General features: G+C 54.9%; 17 protein-coding genes. 10 read left to right on the top strand and 7 right to left on the bottom strand.

What is annotated here, in order from left to right:
• Positions 1–83: 83 nt before the first annotated feature.
• Both L881_RS0110540 and L881_RS0110535 read right to left on the bottom strand, forming a co-directional pair.
• A complete protein-coding gene (locus L881_RS0110540; RefSeq protein WP_025733660.1) occupies positions 84–1,583 on the bottom strand; it encodes a glycoside hydrolase family 32 protein in 1,500 nt (499 codons plus the stop codon).
• Between the two features lie 42 nt (positions 1,584–1,625).
• A complete protein-coding gene (locus L881_RS0110535) occupies positions 1,626–2,906 on the bottom strand; it encodes an oligosaccharide MFS transporter (protein ID WP_025733659.1) in 1,281 nt (426 codons plus the stop codon).
• Positions 2,907–3,117: 211 nt separating this feature from the next.
• On the opposite strand from L881_RS0110535, the gene L881_RS0110530 reads away from it, so the two are divergent.
• Positions 3,118–4,128, top strand: coding sequence for a LacI family DNA-binding transcriptional regulator (locus L881_RS0110530; RefSeq protein ID WP_025733658.1), 1,011 nt, complete (start codon positions 3,118–3,120; stop codon positions 4,126–4,128).
• A 272-nt stretch (positions 4,129–4,400) separates the two neighbouring features.
• Here L881_RS0110530 and L881_RS0110525 read toward each other — a convergent pair whose 3' ends face one another.
• The gene (locus L881_RS0110525) at positions 4,401–5,711 is read right to left on the bottom strand and encodes a GntP family permease (RefSeq protein ID WP_025733657.1); all 1,311 of its coding nucleotides are present in this window, start codon (positions 5,709–5,711) and stop codon (positions 4,401–4,403) included.
• A gap of 438 nt (positions 5,712–6,149) precedes the next feature.
• Here L881_RS0110525 and L881_RS0110515 point away from each other — a divergent pair, with 438 nt between their 5' ends.
• The 3 genes from L881_RS0110515 (at position 6,150) to L881_RS0110505 (ending at position 9,793) form a co-directional block, all read left to right on the top strand.
• Positions 6,150–7,316, top strand: coding sequence for an iron-containing alcohol dehydrogenase (locus L881_RS0110515; RefSeq protein ID WP_025733655.1), 1,167 nt, complete (start codon positions 6,150–6,152; stop codon positions 7,314–7,316).
• Positions 7,317–7,357: 41 nt separating this feature from the next.
• Complete coding sequence (locus L881_RS0110510; protein WP_025733654.1) at positions 7,358–8,854, top strand: CoA-acylating methylmalonate-semialdehyde dehydrogenase; 1,497 nt, start codon at positions 7,358–7,360, stop codon at positions 8,852–8,854.
• Between the two features lie 84 nt (positions 8,855–8,938).
• A complete protein-coding gene (locus L881_RS0110505) occupies positions 8,939–9,793 on the top strand; it encodes an IclR family transcriptional regulator (RefSeq protein ID WP_025733653.1) in 855 nt (284 codons plus the stop codon).
• Positions 9,794–9,934: 141 nt separating this feature from the next.
• On the opposite strand, the gene L881_RS0110500 is transcribed toward L881_RS0110505, so the two are convergent.
• Positions 9,935–10,801: an AraC family transcriptional regulator gene (locus L881_RS0110500; protein ID WP_025733652.1), complete on the bottom strand. Its 867-nt coding sequence runs from the start codon at positions 10,799–10,801 to the stop codon at positions 9,935–9,937.
• Between the two features lie 376 nt (positions 10,802–11,177).
• Here L881_RS0110500 and L881_RS0110495 point away from each other — a divergent pair, with 376 nt between their 5' ends.
• The gene (locus L881_RS0110495; protein WP_051464878.1) at positions 11,178–12,452 is read left to right on the top strand and encodes an oligosaccharide MFS transporter; all 1,275 of its coding nucleotides are present in this window, start codon (positions 11,178–11,180) and stop codon (positions 12,450–12,452) included.
• A gap of 39 nt (positions 12,453–12,491) precedes the next feature.
• On the top strand, positions 12,492–14,621 hold the full coding sequence (locus tag L881_RS0110490; RefSeq protein WP_025733650.1) for an alpha-galactosidase: 2,130 nt from the start codon (positions 12,492–12,494) through the stop codon (positions 14,619–14,621).
• A 231-nt stretch (positions 14,622–14,852) separates the two neighbouring features.
• Here the strand turns inward: L881_RS0110490 and L881_RS0110485 are convergent, their stop codons facing one another.
• Positions 14,853–15,953 carry an alpha/beta hydrolase gene (locus L881_RS0110485; protein ID WP_025733649.1) on the bottom strand — a complete coding sequence of 367 codons (1,101 nt, stop codon included), beginning with the start codon at positions 15,951–15,953 and terminating at the stop codon, positions 14,853–14,855.
• 67 nt (positions 15,954–16,020) lie between these two features.
• Positions 16,021–17,142: an MFS transporter gene (locus L881_RS0110480; RefSeq protein ID WP_211238915.1), complete on the bottom strand. Its 1,122-nt coding sequence runs from the start codon at positions 17,140–17,142 to the stop codon at positions 16,021–16,023.
• Positions 17,143–17,494: 352 nt separating this feature from the next.
• Between L881_RS0110480 and L881_RS0110475 the strand changes: the two genes are divergently transcribed.
• Entirely contained in the window at positions 17,495–18,400 is a 906-nt protein-coding gene (locus tag L881_RS0110475) for an AraC family transcriptional regulator (RefSeq protein ID WP_051464871.1), read from the top strand.
• A 126-nt stretch (positions 18,401–18,526) separates the two neighbouring features.
• On the opposite strand, the gene L881_RS0110470 is transcribed toward L881_RS0110475, so the two are convergent.
• On the bottom strand, positions 18,527–19,027 hold the full coding sequence (locus tag L881_RS0110470; protein ID WP_025733646.1) for an Lrp/AsnC family transcriptional regulator: 501 nt from the start codon (positions 19,025–19,027) through the stop codon (positions 18,527–18,529).
• 87 nt (positions 19,028–19,114) lie between these two features.
• Here L881_RS0110470 and L881_RS0110465 point away from each other — a divergent pair, with 87 nt between their 5' ends.
• From L881_RS0110465 to guaD, 3 genes are all read left to right on the top strand, one after another.
• The gene (locus tag L881_RS0110465; protein ID WP_025733645.1) at positions 19,115–20,209 is read left to right on the top strand and encodes an alkene reductase; all 1,095 of its coding nucleotides are present in this window, start codon (positions 19,115–19,117) and stop codon (positions 20,207–20,209) included.
• Between the two features lie 213 nt (positions 20,210–20,422).
• Positions 20,423–21,583 carry an MFS transporter gene (locus L881_RS0110460; RefSeq protein ID WP_025733644.1) on the top strand — a complete coding sequence of 387 codons (1,161 nt, stop codon included), beginning with the start codon at positions 20,423–20,425 and terminating at the stop codon, positions 21,581–21,583.
• A gap of 363 nt (positions 21,584–21,946) precedes the next feature.
• Positions 21,947–23,260: a guanine deaminase gene (guaD, locus tag L881_RS0110450; protein ID WP_025733643.1), complete on the top strand. Its 1,314-nt coding sequence runs from the start codon at positions 21,947–21,949 to the stop codon at positions 23,258–23,260.
• Positions 23,261–23,395 lie beyond the last annotated feature (135 nt).

The following is a 23,395-nucleotide window of genomic DNA, read 5'->3' as shown; positions in this document are numbered from 1 at the left end:
CTATTTCTCCTCATCATTCATTGACGAGCAGTGGCACTATTGGCCTGGCAGCAGAACAGCCTTTATGTCACGCCCGAAGCATCTCAGCTATTCCAGATGCTGCCGAGCTGATGCACGGTCACGGCATCAACGGTGGCTGCACCGGATTCTGCACGCAGGATAACGGAACGCGCTCCTTCGACAGGGAAGACGAAGGAAGTCACCGACGCCTGACCGTTATTGAGAAAGACCTCCACCGAGCCTTTATCAATCAGCACGCGCAATTCAAGCCTTCCTTCCGCAGAACAGGGCGCGGCTCGATAGCCACGATCGCCATTGAGGGCATTGCCGCGATCGACCACGACACGCTGCATCTGATCATCATACGCGACCAACACGCCATCGCCGCCCTCGGCCTGACCTATCCACAGCCCGATCCGCTCGGCACTGCTCTCGGCAAGGTTAATGCTGAGTTCAATTTCGCAGGGCTGACACTCCTGAACAATCACGCGCCCCTGGTTGGCATCCAGCGTGATAGCGCCCGCTTCTACCGTGTCAGTACGCAGTTGAGTGAATTCGTCGATGGGAGCGTTATAAAGATGCAGGTCATCATCAAGGCGTAGCTCGCGCGGCACCGTCAACTGGCCGCACCAGCCATCTTCAGTCTGAGTTGGGAGAACCATATCAAACGCCCCCATCCAGCCAAACAGAATGCGGCGACCATCGGGAGCTTCAAAGGTTTGCGGCGCGTAAAACTGATGGCCCCAATCGAGCGGCTGAAACGCGGTGAGCGGCGTGAAACCTTGTCCCGGCGCCCAATCTCCCACTACATAGCCCGCGTTATGGCCGTTGCGGCCTGTAAAGCCTTCCTTCGGCAGCCCCATAGGGCAGCAGAGCAGCACCCACTTATCGCCAAGCGGGAACATGTCAGGACACTCCAGCATGAATACGCCAGGCTCAGGCGCCTGAAAGAGCACACGATCAAACTGCCACTCGGTCAGATTGCTGGAGACATACAGCCACACCTCGCCACGCTGCTCAAGCGAGCTAATGCCTACCACCATCCACCAGCGCTCATCCTGATACCACACCTTGGGATCGCGGAAATGCTGAACTCCCTCAGGGCACTCAATCACCGTGCCACGCTTCTCGAAGGTGCAGCCATCTTGCGATACCGCCAGACACTGTACCTGAAGGTTGCCGTCATCTTCGTTATAGCCGTTACGCCAGCGATGACCGGTGTAGAAGGCGTAGAGCAGACCATCCGGCCCTTCTACTGCCGAGCCTGAAAAGACACCATCACGGTCTTCTTCCCGGTCAGGTGCCAATGCAATGGGATGGCGCTGCCAATGCACCAGATCCTGGCTCGACACATGCCCCCAGTGCATAGGCCCCCATTGGCTGCTGTAAGGGTGGTGCTGAAAATAGGTCTGATAGCGCCCATTGAAGAACGACAGCCCGTTGGGATCATTGATCCAGCCCGCCGCCGCTGCAATGTGGAAGTGCGGATACCAGCGTGACTTGCGTGTTTCCGCCAAAGCATTATTGGCAAGCTGTGCCCGCTCAAGCTGGGCAGCGTGATACGTTTGGTCGTTGGCTGACATGAAAGCCCCCTCTAACGTTGATGAATTCGGAAGAATATCGCTTCAGGAAGAAAGCGCACTGTTATCAGACGCATGCGACAAGTGCTGCTTGTCCCCTTTCAGGAAGCACAGCCCGTAAATGCCCGCCAGAAGCACAATACCGGCGATCAGATAGAAGGTCGGCTGGTAGCCAATGTCATCGCGCAGCGCCCCAAGTACCGGAGAAAGCAGAATATTGCCGACCTGAGAAGAGAGCTGGAATCCCACCATATACAAGGTGACAGACAGCACTGGATTAAAGTGCAGCGTGAAGTAGCGGAAAATGGGCAGTACACACAGCGCCACTTCAGGCGCATGAAGGAGCTTCACCAGTGAAATCAGCATCGGATCGGTGAAGAAGGCGCATCCGGCAATGCGCAAAAACATCACCAGTATGCCCAGCATCAGCGCCGGCTTGACGCCGATCCTGTGCATGAGCAGTGGCACCAGACCCAGCATGACGGCTTCCAGACAGACCTGTACCGAGTTCAGGATCGCGTACATGCGCTGCCCACGAGCGGGAGAGTCAAACAGATGCGTATAAAAGTCGGGGAACATCTGCTGATCGAACACTGTGTAGAAGGTCCACGACATCAATACGAAGATGACCATGGTCAACATGGGACGGCAGCACAAGCCGCGGATAATGTCCTTGAGGCCGGGAGTTTCCTGAGTGGTGCCGTGCATCCCCGCTGGTTCCACCGGGCTTCTCCACATAATATTCGCCACCAGGCAGCAGACACCAAGCAGCGACCCGCACCAGAAATTCAGTGCAGGATCGTAGGTAAACAGAAAACCGGCCAGCAGCGCAGCAATTGCATAGCCCACCGAACCCCACATACGCACCTGACCATACTCATCCCCATGCGCACGCGCAAAACGCTCCGAGAAGGCTTCAAACAGACCGGCGGCAGCAATGAACCCCGCTGCCAGCACCCATGCTCCGAGGATCACCCCGAGCATAAAGGAGGAACCACCGGCCATCAGCAGAGGCTGATAGACCCAGATCACAAAGGGCGCGACAAGGCTCATTAACACGCTGGCAAAGATGACCAGGTGACGTTTCATTTGCAGCTTGTCCTGCACGATGCCGTACACCAGCATGATGAGCAGCGTTGCGGCAGCGTTGGCAGAATAGACAATGCCTACCTGGTGACCGTTCAGCCCCAGTCCTGACTCCGGTGACGTGAGCCAGATTTGAAAAAATGACCACCAGACGCCCCATGACGCAAAAAACAGCAGCAGGGTCGTGGAGTTATGCAGATAGGCTGGGCGTTTTAAGTGTGTAAGGAAAGCGGATGACATAACGACTCCAAAAGATGAAGCGACACATGAAATCGTTGCCTAAACCATTTAGGTAAATCGATTTACCAGAGCAGATTATCAGGAGAAGCAAGCGCTGTAGTTAGCTATTTGGTCGTAAGCCCCCTAGCATATAAAGGCCCCGATAACAGACACCGTCATCGTCAGTGCTTCGTCCAGGTAGATTTGGTGGGAATCAAAAAGGAACCAGCCAGTGCAAAGGAAAGCGAGCCAGGCCGATGTTGCCCGTTTGGCAGGAGTATCAGTCACCACGGTCAACCTGGTGCTTAATCAGAGTCGTTCCGCACGCATCAGCGCAGCTACCGCCCAGCGGGTACAGGCTGCCGCTCAGCAGTTGGGCTACTCCACCGACGCCATCGGTCGAATGCTGCGCACCGGAGAGAGTCGCTCGCTCGGCTTTGTCTCCAACAATGTCACTACCACGCGCTACGCCTCGCTCATGATCAGCGGTGTGCTGAATGCAGCGGAGCAGCAGGGCTATACGGTGCTCATTGCCGAAGCCGAGAGTCACCAATTGCAGCGTACTCTTGCATCGTTGCAGGAGCGGCGCGTCGATGGCTTGCTGTTTGGCTTTATGCAGGCACGCCAGGTGGATATTCCCGACCTTAAACAACAGCGCGCGGTGCTTATCAACGGGGTCAGCAATGGGCTACCTAGCCTGCTGCCTGATGAATATGCCGCCGGCGTCAACGCCATTGAGTGCCTGTTAGCGCACAATCACCAGCGCATCGGCGTGATCGGACGCAACCACAAGGCGAAGGACCCTTACCACTCCGTTACCATCGAGAGCCGCTTTGCAGGCATTGATGACGCCATGCGCAACGCAGGGCTGTGTTTGGCGGGGGAAGTTCACGGTGACGAATGGGAGCCATCACTCGGCTACCAGGGCACGCTGACACTGCTCGATAGCGGTGCCGATATCACCGCACTGCTGGTTGCCAATGACAGGATTGCCTTCGGCGCCTACCGTGCCCTTCACGAGCGAGGTCTTCGCGTCGCCGATGATATCAGCATCATCTCGTTTGACGACGAACCGCTGGCGGGATACATGCACCCCACTCTCACCACCCTGCAACTGCCCTATTACGAGATGGGCAAGCTGGCGGTCGAAAGGCTGCTGAGCATGGACTCAGCCCCCTCTCACGCAACCTGCCAACGTGTCGCCATGCCACTGATCGAAAGAGAGTCAGTCAGGCGACTGTAGGGGAGGTTGGGGGTTTTGGAGGAAGAAATACAGCGACATGGTTAGACAGAATCGGGGCTACCTCGCTTCATAGGGTCATATTGAGACAGCTTGAGCCAATCCCGATCAGCCGGAATTGGCTCTGTTCCTTATAGCCTTGTGCTGGAGAACCATCAGGTGGAGCATGATTTCCTATGCGTGAAATGACGGCCCTTCATTTACCTATGGATGCTCATTTACGCTGAGCTCCAGAGTCTTCCCACACTCAGCCCCTGGCATCATCGTATCAAGCACTACATTCCCAACAGGAATAATCCGACCGCCAACACCACGCCAAGCAGCGGAATGGCTACCGTCAGGGCAGCAAATGCTGGGTAAGCCTGCTTGTGGGTTTCACCGGCAATGGCACGAATAATCGTCACCACATAGCCGCTGTGAGGCAGCGAATCCAGCGCACCTGAAGAGATTGCTGCAACCCGATGCAGCTCCTGCGGATTCACCCCTATGCTCAGATAGTGCGGCGCCAGCAGCGGCAGCGCAATTGCCTGGCCTCCTGAAGCCGAACCAGTGATCCCCGCAATCACGCAGATCGCCAGAGCACTTCCGATCAATGGATTACCCGGCAAATGAGTCATCCAGGTTACCGCAGTATCAAAAGCAGGTGTGGCTTTAGCAACTCCGCCGAAGCCAACCACAGCACAGGTGTTGGCAATAGCGATCAGAGCACCGAGTGCACCGCCTGAGAATGCGCTCCCCATATTGGTGAAATGACGCAAGTTAATCACGCATATCCCGATAACGCCTCCCAGCAGCGCAATCATAAGCGCAGACTTACCAAACTGCTCATGAAAGAAGAAGGTGATCACCAGCACGACCAGCAGCGGCAGCATGCTGATTAACGGATGCGGCAGCGAAGCGCGTTGCTCGTTATCATCATCCTCGCGAGCATGGAATGTCTCCCCCTTGGCTACAGCGCGCTTGATCATCCAGTTCAGCCAGAGCTGACCGGAAATCACCATGAATATCGCCACAACCAGACTCACCCCCCACGCTGCATAAGGTGAGGTGCCCAAATATTCGATCGGGATCCAATTCTGAATTTCGGGAGAGCCAGCCGAAGTCATCGTGAAGGTACCCACCCCAAAGCCGAGAGCTGCAGGAATGAAGCGACGAGGCAGCCCAGCCTCCCTGAAAAGCCCTACTGCCATTGGATAAACCGAAAAAGAGACGATAAACATGCTCACGCCACCATAGGTGAGCACTGCACAGGCGATAACCACCGCCAGCGGGGCATTTTTCATGCCGATATGCCCAACGATCCAGTGAGCAATGCTCTCGGCTGCCCCACTGTCCTGCATAAGCTTGCCGAAGATAGCCCCCAGCAAAAACATGAAGAACCAGTCGGCAAAGAAGCCTGTGAAGCCGTCCATGTACTGACTGACATATGACCCCGTCCCACCCTCGGCGCCGGGGAGCAAAGGCAGCCCACTGAGCATAGCCATTAAAAGTGCTGACACAGGGGCTGCGATTAGCAAATCAACGCCACGCATGGTCAGGAATATCAGTAGCGCCAGGCCTCCCACAAGGCCAATCAGACTCAACATGTCATCTCCTCAAATGATGCTCTGAAGGTCGTTCGACAGCCGCTAGACACCTTGAAATAGTCTCGGTAGTACCGGCAGTCACTACCTGGATCAATACAGATTGCATACGTTGCGCTACCAGGATCTCAGCGAAATCTTCGGTCACGGTATTTAGAAACGGCATCGGAAGGGTGAACCTGGCGTTATCAATCAACATATCCGTCATACTGCCCCTCCCTCATCCAGCAGATATCCTCTACGCCAGACAGACCCTAGACATTGCTCCAAAAATATCAAAAACGATATGTTTTATATCGGTATAGTCTATTTCACATCCATACGACAAAAGGATTTATTATCCTAAAGGTGTAAAAAACTCATCTTTTACTGCTTTGGTCTGATTTAATCAAAAATAAAAATAATACATTTTGTATCGAAATACAGATCAAGGAGGTAGACATGCCTGTGCAAGTAATTCTTCCACGCATCATGCATGTGGGTGCAGACGCTAGCCATAAGGTAGGTGAGGTGCTGGCCCAGCTGGGCTGTTCCCGCCCATTACTGGTAACCGACAAGATAATGGTCAAGCTTGGCTATGCTTCCGCTATACAGGACGTATTGGCGCAATCGGGTATTTCCTGTGAGGTATTCGACGACACCGTACCAGAACCCACCGATACCTCGATCACCGCAGGTGTCGAGAAAGTGCGCAGCGGCAATTATGACTCCGTCATCGCATTAGGTGGCGGTAGCCCGATTGATAGTGCCAAGGCAATTGCCATCCTTGGCAAGCATGGCGGTGTCATGCGTGATTACAAGTTTCCCCGCCAAGTAAACGAAGCAGGGCTGCCTATCATCGCCATTCCGACAACGGCTGGCACCGGGTCGGAATGTACCCGCTTCACTATTATTACTGATGAAGCCAACGACGAAAAAATGCTCTGCTCTGGGCTTGGCTTCATGCCGATAGCGGCATTGGTAGATTACAACCTCACCATCAGCGTTCCTGCCCGCACCACCGCGGACACCGGCATTGATGCGCTTACCCATGCAATGGAGGCCTATGTCAGCCAAAAGGCCAGCCCCTACAGCGATAGCCAGGCAGTTGCTGCCATGCGCCTGATTGGCCCCAATTTACGCCGTGCCTACCACGATGGTAGTGATCAGACTGCCCGCGAAGCAATGATGCTGGGCTCGACGCTCGCCGGTATCGCCTTTTCCAATGCATCCGTGGCCTTGGTGCACGGTATGAGCCGACCCATTGGGGCGTTTTTCCATGTGCCCCATGGGCTTTCCAACGCAATGCTATTACCTGCTGTCACCCAGTGGTCGTTGCCTGCTGCCCATTCGCGCTACGCAGATTGCGCCCGCTTCATTGGCACTGCCGATGCGCATGACGACGACGATACTGCCACGAAAAAACTCATCGCTTTTCTCTACGAAATCAATGATGAGCTACAGGTACCAACGCTTGAGGCATTTGGTGCTGAACACGAGCGCTTCTTCTCGCTGCTCCCAACAATGGCTGAACAAGCGCTGGCATCTGGCTCGCCGGGTAACAACCCCCGTGTTCCCAATGCTGACGAGATCATCGACATTTATCGCTCACTGTGGGCACAAAACTGACAAGAGGCCAACACATGACATCCCCAAACTCTGCCAACGACCTGCCAATCACTGGGCACCTGATCAACGGTCAACCTGTTGAAGATGCCGTTCGCGTGCAGGATGTATGGAATCCTTCTCTGGGAGCGGTAGGCAGCCGGGTAGCCATCGCTAGCAAGGAGACGGTAGAAGATGCGATTGCTGCTGCACAGGCTGCATTCCCTGCCTGGCGTGCAACGCCGCCCGCCAAACGTGCCCGTATCATGTTCCGTTACCGGGAGCTGCTGGAAGCCAACTCCGACAGGATCTGCGAGCTGATAGGACAAGAGCATGGCAAGATTTCCCACGATGCGGCAGGTGAATTGCAACGCGGTATCGAGAACGTAGAATTTGCCTGTGGAGCACCACAGATACTCAAGAGCGAATATAGCCGCAACGCTGGGCCTGGTATTGATTCATGGAGCGAGTTTCAGCCTCTTGGCGTGGTCGCTGGTATCACCCCCTTCAACTTCCCGGCCATGGTTCCCTTATGGATGTTTCCGTTGGCTCTGGTGTGCGGCAATACCTTCGTACTCAAGCCATCCGAGCGCGACCCTGGGGCCACCATGCTGATTGCCGAACTACTTCAGCAGGCTGGCCTGCCCGACGGTGTTTTCAACCTTGTTAATGGCGACAAGGAAGCCGTAGATACATTGCTTACAGACTCACGTGTACAGGCAGTCAGCTTTGTTGGCTCTACGCCCATTGCGGAATATGTCTATACCACCGCTACGGCACATGGCAAACGTTGCCAGGCACTGGGCGGTGCGAAGAACCACGCTATTGTAATGCCCGATGCGGATCTGGATAACGCCGTCAGCTCACTGCTGGGTGCAGCCTTCGGCTCCTCCGGTGAGCGCTGCATGGCGCTATCTGTCGCCGTTGCCGTAGGTGATGATATTGCAGACAAGCTGATTACTGGCCTGACCAAAGCCATGAAGAATCTTAAGGTCGGCGCATTCAGCGACAGCAACAACGACTTTGGCCCGGTAATCACCGCCCAGCATCGCGACAAGGTCGTTGGATTTATCGATAGCGCAGAGAAACAGGGTGCCACCATCGTTGTTGATGGCCGAACACCCTCCGTTGAAGACTATCAGGACGGCTTCTACGTGGGAGGCACCCTGATAGACAACGTCACAACTTCCATGGACAGCTATACCAGTGAAATCTTCGGCCCTGTACTGCAAGTCTTGCGGGTTTCCACCATGCAGGAGGCGATGGATATCATCGACGCACATGAATATGGCAACGGCACCTGTATTTATACCCGCGATGGTGAGGCTGCCCGCTACTTCAGTGACCATATCAAGGTCGGCATGGTAGGCATCAACGTACCTCTTCCAGTACCAGTGGCCTACCATAGCTTTGGCGGCTGGAAACGCTCACTCTTCGGTGACCTTTCTGCCTACGGCCCAGACGGTGTTCGCTTTTATACCCGCCGCAAAACGATCACCCAACGCTGGCCCTCTGCTGGTGTTCGTGAAGGTGTCCAGTTCTCAATGCCTACATTCGATTAATGATTCAGCATAGCTGACAGACTACCGGCGCCATTCTTCCCTTGAAGCAGTTATACAGGGAGGAATGGCTGTCGTTTGCATGTCATGCGGAAAATCATCCTCTATACTGAGGGCTATATAAGCTTATTTTTGCTGGATGTATCGCCGGTGACACAGTCAACTTCTTCGCATAATTCTCCTAGAACCAAAGGTTCGGCTGTCGAGCGTACCCTCGCTATTATTACCCTGGTAGCCGAGTCATCACTCCCGCCTTCGCCTGCCGATATCTCTTTCCAACTGGAAATCCCCAAGCCAACGGTGCATCGACTTCTTCAGCAACTGGAAGCTGAAGGATATGTTCAGCTCAACATGCGAGGGCAGATAGAACCTGGAGAGCGCATGATGATCATGGCGAGAGGAGTGCTCCATTCCAGTCGTTACAAGGCTCTACGTCAGTCTATTTTGCGCCGGCTTGCCGATGAGGTAGATGAAACGTGCGGTATATCGCTCGCCGATGGACTGGAGATGATCTATTACGATCGTGTTCAGGCAAATTGGCCACTCAGAATTCATCTGCCCATCGGTAGTCATTCGCCCATCTGGTGTACCGCCAGTGGCAAGCTATACCTAAGTACCCTTCCGCAGGAGCAGCGCAGACGCATTATTGAAAACCTGCCACTACAACGGATGACTCATCGCACCATTACCGATCCTGCTGCGCTAGAAGCCGAGACTCAAATCATTGCCCGGACAGAACTGGGAATTGATGACGAAGAATTTATAGCAGGAATGGTCGCAATATCCGTGCCGATCAAGGATGCTCAAGGAAGGTGCTATGCCTTTCTTTATATACACGCCCCCACGCTACGCAAAAGCATTGATGACTTGCGTGCATGCGAACCGGCTATGCGTTGTGCCGCCACAGAGTTGGGCGAACTGATTGACCTGGCCATCTTGTAGTGTTCCCCCGTCGATATTGACGGGGCTTTTGGACACGTCTCACCTTATGGGTAGCCCAACTTTGCTTTTTATTTATGCCAAGAGCATGCCCAAAAAAATATCTCTATAAAACTGATCATTTTGACCAAACTATCGCCTCCCCTACACAAACCCGTACTCATTTTCGACAATCGCGTGTGTCGCTGGGTTCAGGCGGCGCCATTCCGAGGGGGAGACGCCTACATGCTCCTTGAATACCCGGGAGAAATAGAGCTGGTCGTTATACCCTACCGAGCAGGCGATATATTTGATGGGTAGGCTACCTTCCTGTAGCAGATTTTTGGCGATACCCATCCTGAACTCCAGCAAATAGCGCTTGGGGCCCATTTCTACTTCGCTATGAAAAAGTCGGGTGAGATAACTGCGTTTCACGCCACAGTGTTCGGCTATATCCGCTGTTCCGATAGCTTCCCCGAAGCGCGCTTCGATGAACTGGATCGCTTTTCTGACATAGATGTTTTTATATTTATCGCTACCTGTATGGGCTGCGCTCTCGGCGCCATTGTTATTCGTCATGCTATCAAATAACAGGCATGTCAATCCCATCAATTTGAGAACGTTGCCTATACCCTCGGCGACAATGTTACTTAACAGCTCTTTTATTTCCTTCCAGCCGTCATCCTTGCTGGCTTGCCATATCGGTGTCGTTCGGCTGAGGCCCAACAATTCGAGCGTTCTTTCGGCAATCAGGCCGTCCACCTCTATCCACATATACTCCCATGGATAGCGATGATCGGCGGTGTAGGTGGTGATCTGATAGGGCGCAATATAAAAGACCGTGCCTGCCTCAAGCGCCCAATCCCCCTCGCTGGAGTGCAGGGTTCCCTTCCCCGAGATGACAAAGTGCAACAGGTAGTGGCGTCTAATGGCCGGCCCGAAGCTATGGGAAGGCTGGCAGGCTTCGTGACCATAGCGGTAAATATTGAGACCGAAATTTACCATATGCTCAGGAAGTACATATTTTTCCATCACGTCACCTCATTCGCGCTCATTAATGCAGGCGTTACTACACCCGGGAATCGGCAGTCAACACACCATTCAAGAGATTGAAAACGCCAATTAATCGGCTTTTCAGCCCAATAATTAACCTTTGGTATTATAGACTTTGGATTAACAATACCATGGTCTCTTGCTCTCTATTTATCCATATCTGGGACACGAATGTCCATATCTGAACTATCACATTCACGCTAATATCCATCGTTATTAACGTGAATATCACGATCTGGTATCAAGTTATATGCAGCTTATAAGCAGTTAACTGATTCATTATATTGGACAACCAGTAACTATTAACGGTTTACCCGTATTAGCTATCTGATCCATGGATTTAGAGGTTGATATCGTGCCCAGTCATATTCCTGTTAACCGTCATCGCGTCAGTAGATATTTCAAGTATGGCCTGCTGTTCTTTCTGTACTATTTTATTGTTGGCGGCACGGTGCCTTTTCTTGCGATCTGGCTACGTGACGTTATTCATCTCAGTGGCGGTGAAATCGGGTTGATGTTTGGTGCTCAGGCTGTGGCAGCGATGCTTTTCCAGCCGTTGTTCGGAGTGATTACGGACCGTCTTGATAACCGTAAGCATCTGATCTGGGGCCTGTTTATCATGCTGGTGCTGTTCGCTCCCTTCATGAACTTCATCTACGCCCCGCTCTTGGAGAAAAGCGTTCTGTTGGGCGCGCTGATTGGCGGCATCTACCTTGGGACCATTTTTCTCGCCGGCGCAGGCACCCTTGAAGCGTGGATAGAGAAGGCGTGCCGCGCCAACCAGTTACAATATGGCCGAGTGCGCATGTTTGGCGGTGTCGGTTTTGGCACGGCGGCTGCCGTCTCCGGTCTATTAATCAGCGACTCCCCGCAGCTTATCTTCTGGCTCGGCTCGGGGTGCGCCATTGTGCTGGCACTTCTCTTTCTATGGGTAAATCCTGATTCAGCGGTCGAAGCGCCTCCCGAACGGGCGGGCAAATCGGCGCCGGTCTCCTACGCGACCATTCGCGCGCTGTTCAGGGATCGCCGCTTCTGGGCATTAATCATATATGTAGTGGGCGTGGCGTGCTTTTATGAAGTCTTCGAGCAGCAGTTCGTCAACTACTTCCGCAGTTTCTTTGCCGATCCCCAGCAAGGCAGCCGTGTCTTCGGCTTTGTTACCACGCTCACCGAATTTTCGGTAGCGGGCGCCATGTTCTTTATTCCGCTGCTGCTCAAGCGCATTGGTGGCAAGAAGGCGCTACTGTTCGCTGGCGTGGTCATGACAGTGCGTATCCTCGGTTCATCATTGGCTGACTCGGTAGAAATGCTGGTGGTGCTCAAACTGCTTCACGCCATTGAAGTGCCGCTGATTTTCATCGGCATGTTCAAATATATCGAGGATGTATTCGACACACGCCTCTCCGCCACGATCTATATGGTGGGCTTCGTCTTCACACGCGGCGTGGGCGTCACTCTGTTCTCATCGCCCATCGGCTACCTGTATGACCACTTCGGTTTTCAGGACGCTTACCTGGCGATGGGCCTCATCGTACTGCTGTTCACCATTATTGCTGCCTTCACCCTGAACTCCGGCAACCATCGGGATCACTCCCCTCGGCATCCTCGGCGGCCAGTCGTCGCGGTATAAGGCACGGTCACTTCTCCCACCCTCCCAGCAGGAGCTGTTATGCAGAACCACATCGTAAAACTGGACGGCGGCGATACCACCGTCATTGTCATTGTCAGAGTTAGCCCCCATGCGGAGATCCTTTATTGGGGCAGCCGCCTGGCAGAAGTCGATCCCGATTTCATTGATACGCTCACCTACCCGGTGCCCAACGGACGGATCGACGTTACGGCACCGCTGACCCTCTCTCCCGAGCAGGGGCGCGGCATGTTTTCAAGCCCGGGGCTTGAAGGCCACCGTCGCGGTCAGGACTGGGCACCCATTTTTACGGCGACCTCGCATCAGCACCATGAAGATGATGGGCGTCTACTGATTCACTGCGTTGACGACATCGCTAAATTGACCCTCGACGTTGAACTCAGACTCGATCCTGACAGTGGTGTGCTCGGTTGCCGTCACCACCTGGGCAATCAGGGAGAAGCGTCCTACTCGCTCCAGCGTTTTGCCGTGACGCTGCCTCTGCCTGACAGGGCGGCGGAGTTAATGGCATTTCACGGGCGCTGGCTGCAGGAGTTTCAGACCCATCGTCTGGCTATTCCTTATGGCGGATATCTCCAGGAGAGCAGGCGCGGGCGTCACCATGAATACTTCCCGGCCATGATCGCTGGCACTCCTCATTTTACGGAGACCAGAGGCGAAGTATGGGGAGCGCATCTGGCGTGGAGTGGCGATCATCGGATTCGTATTGATACGAAAAGTGACGGCCGCCGCTTCCTTCAGGCCGAAGCGCTGTACCAGGCGGGCGAAATCGAGATCGCTGGTGACGCTACCCACGCCACGCCGTGGCTATACGCAAGCTACGGTGCCGAGGGCTTGAATGCCATGAGTGAGCGCCTGCACCGCTTCGTGCGCGCCGAGCTATTGCAGTTCCCGGTCGAGACTCAGCGCCCCGTGCAGCTGAATATCTGGGAAGGTGTCTATTTTGACCATGATCCTGCGTACATCATGCGCATGGCAGAAGCCGCTCAACGGCTAGGCATTGAGCGCTTCATTGTGGATGACGGCTGGTTCCGTGGACGTGCTGATGACCATGCGGGGCTGGGCGACTGGTACCTGGACGAGACCAAATATCCGCAAGGCTTAACCCCCGTGGTGGAGCATGTTCATCGCCTGGGCATGCAGTTCGGGCTTTGGTTTGAGCCTGAAATGGTCAATCCCGATTCGGATCTGTTCCGCGCGCACCCTGACTGGGTACTCGGGCTGGCGGGCTATGATCAGCCTACTGGCCGCCACCAGTACGCCCTCGATTTATGTAACCCCGAGGTCTTCGACTACCTGCTTGAACGGCTCGATACGCTGCTGGCGGAGTATTCGATCGACTATGTGAAGTGGGACATGAACCGTGATCTGATACAGGCCAGCCATCTGGGGCAGGCGTCCTCCCACGCCCAGACCGAGCGCCTTTATGCGCTGTTCGGGGAGCTGCGCAAACGTCATCCCGCGACCGAGTTTGAATCCTGTGCATCGGGCGGCGGCAGAATTGATTACGGCATTTTACGCTATGTTCAGCGTTTCTGGGCTTCCGACAGCAATGACGCGCTGGAGCGCCAGCATATTCAGCGCGGCATGAGCTACTTCTTCCCACCTGAAGTGATGGGCGCACATGTGGGTGCCGAACGCTGCCATTCCAGCCTGCGTCGCCACGACCTTGGATTCAGGGCATTAACCGCCCTGCCTGGGCATATGGGCGCCGAGCTTGATCCGCTGACGCTATCGGAGCAGCAATTTGAGCAGCTACGCCACTACATCTCCCTGCACAAGGAGTGGCGCGCCCTGCTTCATAGTGGACGGAGTGTTCGGCTGGAAACCGCCGATGCTGATCGCCTACAGGCTCAGGCGGTCATTGGCGACGAAGCGGCCATCGTAATTGTCGCGCAACTGGCGACACCAAGCTGGGCCATGAATGAAGCGCTGCGTATTCCCTACCTTCACCCCAGCAAGCGCTATCGCGTTACCGTACTCGACCGCCCCGAAGCTGCCCGCGACGGTAGCCACACCATGCGCTATCAGGTGCCATGGATGGCTCAGGAGAGTATCGAAGCAACCGGCGCATGGCTTTCAGAGGCGGGGCTAAGGCTCCCGCAGATGGACCCCGAAAGCGCGCTACTGATCAAGCTGGAAGCTATCTGACGCGCAGGCCGCGCATGATAACGGCTAACCTGGAGGGAGCTGGAGACCTCCATTAGCGCGGTGAAGCAAGAATTCGCTGCTAGCCTGGCTCCCCACGGCCTATAGTTGCTGTGCTCGGCAACTCACGATCATCCCCTGGCGGAGAAACCAGAGGGGTGATCGTGATCCCGTCTATATGCCGCGAACCTGGGAGCATTCCTTCCTGTAAGCCTCTCTGCCTCTCTCTATGACTCAAGCCAGGTGCTGATTGAAAAATTCCGTTAGCTTAGCAAATGGAATGATATCAACCTGATCGTATAGATCCGTATGAACCGCACCGGGAATAATCATGAGTTCCTTCGGCTCTCTTGCTGCGGCGTAGGCAGTTTCACTGAAGTAGCGTGAATGAGCCTTTTCACCATGCACAAAGAGAGTTGGCCGTGGTGAAATTTCGCTTATATATGTCAGGATCGGCATATTCATGAACGGCAGAGGCGTCGTTACCGTCCACGCATTACCGGAATTGACCGCCCGTGGATGATAGCCGCGCGGAGTCATGTAGTAGTCGTGATAATCGACCAGAAACTGCGCTTCTCCACCTTCCAGTTTGTTGTAAGGCGGCTGGTAGCTGGGCGTACCGTTTTCCGCATCCTGCCAGCGCTGTTGGCTCAATTGCTCCAGGGTGTGCGTGCGCTGCTCCGGCGTGACGCTATCGTTGTATCCCTTGGACATAAGACGTGTCATGTCATACATGGTACTGGCGACCACCGCCTTGATGCGTTTATCCACGGCAGCGGCGCTGAGCGCCATTCCACCCCAGCCGCAAATACCAATAATGCCGATCCGTTCACGATCAACATTGGATTGCAGGCCAAGGAAATCCACCGCGGCACTGAAGTCCTCAACGTTAATGTCGGGTGAAGCAATATTGCGCGGCTCCCCGCCACTTTCCCCCGTATATGAAGGATCAAATGCCAGTGTCAGAAAACCGTGCTCCGCCATCGTTTGTGCATACAAGCCCGAAGACTGCTCCTTCACTGCTCCAAAGGGGCCACTCACGGCAAGCGCTGCCAGCTTGCCGTGGGCATGTTTTGGTTGGTACAAATCAGCGGCCAGGGTAAGGCCATAGCGGTTTTTGAAGGTAACCTTGCGATGATTCACCTTATCGCTTTTCGGAAATGTCTTGTCCCATGTTGACCCCAGCGTTACTTGCGGCTGCGCAGATGCCGAGCGTGAAGCAAACACCCCCACGCCTGCGGCAGCAATGCCTGAAGCAGTTAACTTCAGCAAGTGGCGGCGCGGCACATTGGCGCGTTCCTGGGTGGCGGTGATGTGATCGCTGTATTTGTCCATGATGTCCTTCTCTCCCTACCCCATTGATGGTGTGAAAAAGCGCTATATCCCATGCCGAAAACCACTTTTACGCTGGCCTCAGTAACTTCCTGCCAGAACCAATCGTGACCAGTGCCAGGGCCAGCAGCACGATGCTGCCCGTGAAGGCGACAGGAATGCCGCCGATGTCCATTAATTTTCCGCCCAGGGCAGAGCCCACCAAAATGGCACCTTGTATCGCTGCCACCATCAGGCTACCGGCCGCTTCTGGCTGATCCCTGACGTTCTGCGACATCCAGCCCATCCACCCGATGGAGAGCGCTGTATTCATGGCTCCCCATGCCATCAGCAGCACCGCAACCAGCCAAATCGACATATCGGGCCACAGCAGGCATAAGGTCACGATCCCCATCACGGAAGGCACCAGCCTCACCAAACCGAGTACATGGCGTTTGGCCATGCGTCCGCCCAGCGAGCTGCCAATGAATCCTGCACAGCCCAGCGCCAGGAACATCAGCGATACCTGCCCCACTTGAAGCCCTGCATGAGTCTCAAGATATGGCCGAAGGTAGGTAAACATGGTGAAGGCGCCGGCGAAGGTGAACGACATGCCCACTATGCCGTACAGGAAGTAGCGGCGCGTCAGTACCGCTAGCAAAGTGCGCGGCTGTACCCGTTCGTTTGAAGGCAGCGACGGCAAGGCCACCATGAGCCAGATCAGGTTAATCACAACAATCGGCACCAGCGCCCAAAACACGCCACGCCACCCGATCATGCCGCCCAGGAAGCTGCCAAGGGGCGCAGCAAAGGCCGCCGCCATGGCCTGCCCCATATACATGATCCCGAGTGCCTTGTTCACTTTTTCATGCGGCACCAGGCGCATCAGCACCGAAGTCGCCAATGCCCAGAAGCCGCCAATGCAAATTCCCAATAGAGCACGGGCGATCATCAGCACGGTGAAATCAGGTGCAACTGCTGTTATTACCAAAGAAATCAGCATGCACAGCGTCAGGCTAACGAGCACCACCTTGCGATTGATGCGGCCCACCACCGTGGACACCATCAGCCCTGCAATCATGGCGAAAAAGCCACTGATGGAAATGGCTTGTCCTGTCATGCCTGCTGAGGCGTGCAGGCCTTCGGCGATGGGTGTCAGTAAACTGACCGGCATGAATTCAGACGCAATCAACATTGCGACGCACAGCGTCATGGAGAATACCGCTCCCCACGCGCGCGAGATTGAAGAGCTATCTAAGTGATTGGAGCGTTGGTGCGACATGGCAGAAGGTACATCCTCCGTGAGTAACGCTGCCCTGCACTCTCAACCCCACCGACGCTGGGAGCTTGAGGAAGACGCAGAGGGCACGCTGCAATTGACATTGAGCCGATACGTTCCCACGCTCACCCTGAAAAACGATACAACGATTCAGCGGCTTTATTGCCTAATTCTGCAAAGGAGTGTTTTTTCGACCGTGACAGGGAAATAATTCCACTCTGCATAAAGCACTTGATGCCATCAGCACATTACCCATTCATATTGTTATTCATGGTTCATAACAGCAATGAGCGAACACGAAAAAGAGCAGATGTTACGTGGTGAAATATCCCGCGCCATCGCACATATAACGCCGGGTGAGGAGGACCGCTCAACACCAGTTGAGGGGCTGAATCTGTTTAGGCGAGAATCGCCCAGTGAAGCGTGCCCATGCCTGTATCAGCCGGGCATTGTGCTGGTAACCCAGGGCGCAAAACAGATGCTGATTGATCAGCAAGGTTACCGGTATGATCAGCACCATTTTCTTGTGACGGCACTGGATCTTCCTGCCAGTACCCAGGTGCTGAGCGCTACCCCAAATGAACCCTGTCTGGGCCTATCCCTTCATCTTGATAGAGGCATGATTACAGAGCTGATGGCGCACATGGGGCCCCCCAGGAATGTCATAAAGGATAGGACCAGTGTGGCGACAGGCAAGGTATCGACTGTGCTGCTGGAGCCGTTGGCACGCCTGCTGGCGCTGCTGAAGGAGCCACACAGCACGCCCCTGTTGGCACCATTGATCATCAAGGAAATCCACTATCGGCTCTTAACCAGTGATATTGCTCCTTGCCTCTGGCAAATTGCCTCGGTAGGCAGCATGAGTCACCGTATCGCTGAAGTGATTGGCTGGTTAAAGCAGCACTACGCTGAACGGATCAGCATTGAGCAGCTCGCCAATGAGATGCAGATGAGTACCTCAAGCCTGCATCACCATTTTCGTCAGCTCACCGGCATAAGCCCTTTGCAGTATCAAAAGAGATTGCGCATCAACGCCGCCAGGTTGCTGATGATTAATGAACACCTCGATGCAGCGACGGCGTCCTATCAGGTGGGGTATGAAAGTCCGTCACAATTCAGTCGCGAATATAAGCAATTATTTGGCCTTCCCCCGCGACAGGATATTAAATCAGCGAAGCCCTCTTCTGTTTAACCGAAGGGGAAGATTAAATTATTAAAAATATGTGAGAGCACTACTTTCCTGCATGATATTGCCGCTCACTATCACTGCCCGACGTATTTCAGGAGAGGGCTTCTTGCAAGGCTTTTTATCGCGGCGTTATACAGACGGTACAGAAGGAAGAGGGCCATGCTCCATAAAGGTCGAAAGCACGATATAACTTCTCACGGCTCTCACGCCGTCCACCTGCTGAATCTCCATCAGGAAGGCTTCGAGTGACTCGGTATCCTGCGCACGCAGCTTGATAATCACACTGCTATCGCCAGCGATGGTGTGAAATTCTTCCACATCTGCCCGTTGAGAGACATGCAGCAGTTCCCGCGTGGCATTTAACGTGCTGGTATCCACCATCACGAAGGTGAGCAGGGTACGTCCCAGCTTGCATCCATCAATAAGCGCTACGGTTGCCCGTATAACGCCATCACGCTTGAGCCGCTTTACGCGCTCGTGCGTGGCCGGCGCAGAAAGACTGACCATCTCGCCGAGCCTGGCATAGCTGACCGAACCATCTTCTGCCAACCGACTTAATATTTTTAGGTCGATCACATCCAATTCAACGGCGTGTCCGCTTTTTAGCCGAATATTATCTTTTTCTTTCATATCATTCTTTAAAAATGGGGATTTTCAGTACAATATAATGAAATTAACCATTTATGCAAAATATTGTTGGACGAGTAGACGCATTATATGGCATCTCTTTTCGCACCTTATCAGATGGGGAATATTACCCTCGGCAACCGGTTTGTCATGGCGCCCATGACGCGGGCCAGAAGGCCAGACTACGTCGCCAATGAAGAGACGGCTCTTTACTATCGCCAGCGCGCGACCGCCGGTTTGATCGTCTCGGAGGGCACCACAATCTCTCCTGAAGCCCAGGGCAATATTGATGTGCCCGGTATTTGGACGGAGGAACAGATCGCTGGCTGGAGAAAGGTCACAGAGGCTGTGCATCAGGAAGGTGGCAAGATCTTCGCTCAGCTATGGCACGTTGGTCGCGTCTCACACACTTCATTGCAGCCCGATGGTAAGGCGCCGGTCAGCGCTTCCGATATACCCGCCACCGGCAAGGGCAAGCCCTATGTCCATAGGGAGGATGGCCGTGCGGGATTTGCGGATGCCTCCACGCCACGCCCTCTGGCAACCGACGAGGTAGCTCGGGTCGTCAAGGATTATGCCCACGCCGCGCACAATGCAATAAAGGCGGGGTTTGATGGCGTGGAGCTGCACTCTGCCAACGGCTATCTGCTTGAGCAGTTTCTCAACCCAAAAATAAACACTCGCACCGATCAGTATGGCGGCTCATTGGAGAACCGTGCGCGTTTCACGCTGGAGGTGGTGGATGCGCTGATTGAGGCCATTGGCAAGGCCCGCGTCGGGATTCGCCTGTCGCCATTCAATCAGCAATTTGACATGCCCCCTTATGCTGAAAATGCCGATACCTATCTGTATCTGGCGCAGGAGCTGACCAAGCGGGAAGTCGTGTACGTTCATCTGAACGATAACTGGGCGGCGGGACATTCCGTTATCAGTGATGACTTCGTAGGGAAATTTCGCGCCCTCTATCCAGGCACCCTTATGCTGGCGGGCGCTCAAACTCTTGAACGCGCTCAGCGTCAGGTAGACGAGGGGCTGATTGATTTACCGGCCTTTGGTCAGCCCTTTATAGCCAACCCCGATCTGGTCGAGCGGTTTCGCCAAGGGGCAGAGCTGAATACTCCTGATCGCGACACCTATTATGGCGGTGGCACGCGCGGATATACGGACTACCCCACCCTCTCATAACACGTCAGCATAAAAATTCGGGTATCCGGAAAATACTGTAGGTTTCCAGAAAATTCACCACTGGAGAGATAAAAAGGGGGAAAGAAGCGAGCGATGGCGATTTATAATACGCGATTGCCCGCTTCTTTCTGCTCTCTCCGATGGTGGTTAGCAACCTTATTACGCGATATAGCGAACGCTATAGCTGCATCACATGATTAACAGGAGAACAGGGTGCCTATTTCTCTTTGGGCATTGGCCATAGGGGCATTCGGGATAGGACTGACTGAATTTATCGTCCCCGGAATCTTGCCAAATATTTCCCATACCTTTGGTATTTCAATCGCAAGCGCGGGAAGTGTCGCCACCGCCTATGCGTTGGGTGTCTTTGTCGGCGCGCCGGTAGTAGCCATCTGCGCCCTGGCGCTGCGTTTGCCAAGGAAAACAGTGCTGCTGCTGGGGGCCGGTATCTTTACCCTCGGCAACCTGATTACTGGGCTGGCGCCCAATTTGGGAGTGACGTTACTCGGGCGCGTTATCACCGCATTGAACCACGGAGCCTTCTTTGGGGTCGGTTCGATGGTCGCCGCTGCGCTTGTGGCACCTCACATGAAGGCCAGAGCCATTGCCTTCATGTTTGGCGGCATGGCAATGGCTAACGTGGCGGGCGTGCCGATAACCACCTGGTTATCACAGCTGATGGGCTGGCAAAATGTTTACCTGTTGATCGCCTTTATAGGGCTAATCACATTACTGGGCGTATTTAAGCTGATCCCCGATATGAAACAATCAACAGGGGATGAACACCTGGGGCGCGAACTCAAGGCGTTCATTGATCCGCAGGTGCTATTGGCAATGGGGATTACCATTCTTGGCCCCGGCGCCTTCTTTACCTGTATTACCTATATTGCTCCCATGGCAACACACTTGGCCCACTACTCGGCGCACAGCATCGCATTTTTGATGCTGCTGTTCGGTATCGGCATTTTTGTGGGTAATATCATGGGCGGTCGCTATGCGGATAAATCCCTGTTTGCCACCTTGTTCGTAACCCTGTTTCTGCAAAGCGTAAGCCTTTTCACTCTCTGGATGTTCGTTGAAAGCAAGGCCGTGGTGGCTATAGGTGTCGTGCTGATGGCGGGGTTCGGGTTTGCCACCGTTTCTCCCATCCAGAAGCTGGTGATGGAGCGTGCTCAGGCGGCGGGAGGTGGCTCGCTGGCGGCATCGGTCAATATTGGCATGTTCAACCTGGGGAATGCTCTGGGAGCATGGATCGGCGGGCTGACCATCAGTATGGGCATCGGTCTCGCCAGCCCTGCGTTGGCAGGCGCCATTATCTCTCTGTTGGCCCTGCTACTGGCGATCTGGGCATACAAGACAGAGCGCAAGGCATAAACAAGACATCACGAAGGAAACCTGCTCAAACCTTGCAAAACAGCCAGCAGGGGAGTAATTACAATGGCGGGGCAAGCGTCTGATAGCGATATGAACAACAACATGAATAACAGACGTTACCCTCTGCTGGCAGCAAACGAGCTGCTGCCATGCGCCCAAAAGCCAGTGGCGCCCTGAAGCGACTTCACACTCGCCTACATATACGTCGCACGCTGGCTGATCCCATTTGCGTATCACAGAGGAAGGTGAGCAAGTCGCCGTGCGACGGCACTGGCTCGCCAAGGCTTTTGTGTGATGTCTTCTTCCCACCCGAGCCGATCACTCAAGTGATCGCTGGCTCCCCATCAGAGCAGGAACATTGACATGACCACTACTCACCGACTGCTGCGTGGCGCTATTTTTACCTGCACCGACGACCCCGGCGAGGAGAACATACCGCTGCCGGACACCACCCGCTATTGGGAAGATGGCGCTGTCTGGATCGTCGATGGTCATATTCAGGCAGTGGATGATTACGCTGCGCTGGTCGGCCAGGTGCCTGAGCATACCGAGCACATCGACTATCGCGGCAAGCTGATGATGCCGGGTTTTATCGACAGTCACGTTCACTATGTACAGCTCGACATCATGGCCTCCTATGGCCGTGAACTGCTCGATTGGCTCAATGACTACACCTTCCCGGCAGAGTGCCGTTTCGCTGAAAAGGCGCATGCCGAAGCCGTCGCAGAGCGCTTTCTCGACGAGATGCTGCGTGCCGGCACAACAACAGCGCAGGTGTTCTGCTCCTCCCATCCCGTTTCTGTTGATAGCTTCTTCGCGGCGGCCCAGCGTCGGCGGCTGCGCATGATTGCAGGCAAGGTGCTGATGGATCGCCATGCGCCGCAAGGGCTTATCGACGATACGCTCGGCGGCGTGCGCGACAGTGAAAGGCTGATCGCAGACTGGCATGGCCGCGACCGGCTCAGCTATACGCTGACGCCACGCTTTGCGCCCACTTCAAGCCGCGCTCAGCTCGATGCCGTGGGTGGCGTACTGCGGAACGCACCGGATCTCTACCTGCAAACGCACCTCTCTGAAAATCGCGGCGAGATCGCCTGGGTTGCGGAGCTGTTCCCCGAAAGCCGCGACTACCTCGGTGTGTACGAAGATCATGGGCTGGTCGGCCCGCGCAGCACCTTCGCTCACGGTATTCATCTGGATGATGCCCAGCGTCGTCGCCTGGCCGCCGAAGGTGCCAGTATCGCGTTTTGCCCTACCTCCAACCTCTTTCTCGGCAGCGGTTTGATGGATCGCCTTGCCTGCCGCGACGCCGGGCTGGCAACCTCACTCGCCAGCGACGTAGGCGGCGGTACATCGCTCTCCGGCTTCGCCACGCTCCAGGGGGCCTATAATGTCGGCTCCCTGCTCGGTCAGCCGTTGACGGGCTGGCAAGGGTTCTACCGGCTCACTCTCGGTAACGCTCGCGCGCTGCATCTCGCCGACCACATCGGTAGCCTTGAAGCGGGTCGCGAGGCAGATCTTGTCGTCCTCGATCCAGACGCTACCCCGCTGCTGTCACGCCGACTCTCGCAAACCGAATCCCTCGCCGAACGTCTCTTCGCCATGATGATGCTGGGTGATGATCGCACCGTGGCTGCCACCTGGGCCAACGGCGAGCGGGTGCATCAGCGGGCGTGATACCCCTCGCGCTGCGTGGCACAGCATAGCCAGCGGGGAAGCAGCTTCGACAGGGGTAGAGAAAGGAGAAGCTGCGAGCTGCCACCAAAGCGCCTGAGTAGATAGAAACCCACATCAGCCGTGGGCGCGTTGCCC

Source organism: Carnimonas nigrificans ATCC BAA-78 (genome assembly GCF_000526695.1).
Lineage (GTDB): Bacteria > Pseudomonadota > Gammaproteobacteria > Pseudomonadales > Halomonadaceae > Carnimonas > Carnimonas nigrificans.
This window is presented reverse-complemented; position numbering and strand designations above follow the sequence as displayed.

What these genes read in the sequence shown, in the direction of transcription:
- L881_RS0110540 (WP_025733660.1), bottom strand. Translation starts at nt 1,583, where the DNA reads ATGTCAGCCAACGACCAAACGTATCACGCTGCCCAGCTTGAGCGGGCA.
- L881_RS0110535 (WP_025733659.1), bottom strand. Translation starts at nt 2,906, where the DNA reads ATGTCATCCGCTTTCCTTACACACTTAAAACGCCCAGCCTATCTGCAT.
- L881_RS0110525 (WP_025733657.1), bottom strand. Translation starts at nt 5,711, where the DNA reads ATGTTGAGTCTGATTGGCCTTGTGGGAGGCCTGGCGCTACTGATATTC.
- L881_RS0110515 (WP_025733655.1), top strand. Translation starts at nt 6,150, where the DNA reads ATGCCTGTGCAAGTAATTCTTCCACGCATCATGCATGTGGGTGCAGAC.
- L881_RS0110505 (WP_025733653.1), top strand. Translation starts at nt 8,939, where the DNA reads ATGCGGAAAATCATCCTCTATACTGAGGGCTATATAAGCTTATTTTTG.
- L881_RS0110500 (WP_025733652.1), bottom strand. Translation starts at nt 10,801, where the DNA reads ATGGAAAAATATGTACTTCCTGAGCATATGGTAAATTTCGGTCTCAAT.
- L881_RS0110490 (WP_025733650.1), top strand. Translation starts at nt 12,492, where the DNA reads ATGCAGAACCACATCGTAAAACTGGACGGCGGCGATACCACCGTCATT.
- L881_RS0110485 (WP_025733649.1), bottom strand. Translation starts at nt 15,953, where the DNA reads ATGGACAAATACAGCGATCACATCACCGCCACCCAGGAACGCGCCAAT.
- L881_RS0110480 (WP_211238915.1), bottom strand. Translation starts at nt 17,142, where the DNA reads ATGACGCTGTGCGTCGCAATGTTGATTGCGTCTGAATTCATGCCGGTC.
- L881_RS0110475 (WP_051464871.1), top strand. Translation starts at nt 17,495, where the DNA reads ATGAGCGAACACGAAAAAGAGCAGATGTTACGTGGTGAAATATCCCGC.
- L881_RS0110470 (WP_025733646.1), bottom strand. Translation starts at nt 19,027, where the DNA reads ATGAAAGAAAAAGATAATATTCGGCTAAAAAGCGGACACGCCGTTGAA.
- L881_RS0110465 (WP_025733645.1), top strand. Translation starts at nt 19,115, where the DNA reads ATGGCATCTCTTTTCGCACCTTATCAGATGGGGAATATTACCCTCGGC.
- guaD (WP_025733643.1), top strand. Translation starts at nt 21,947, where the DNA reads ATGACCACTACTCACCGACTGCTGCGTGGCGCTATTTTTACCTGCACC.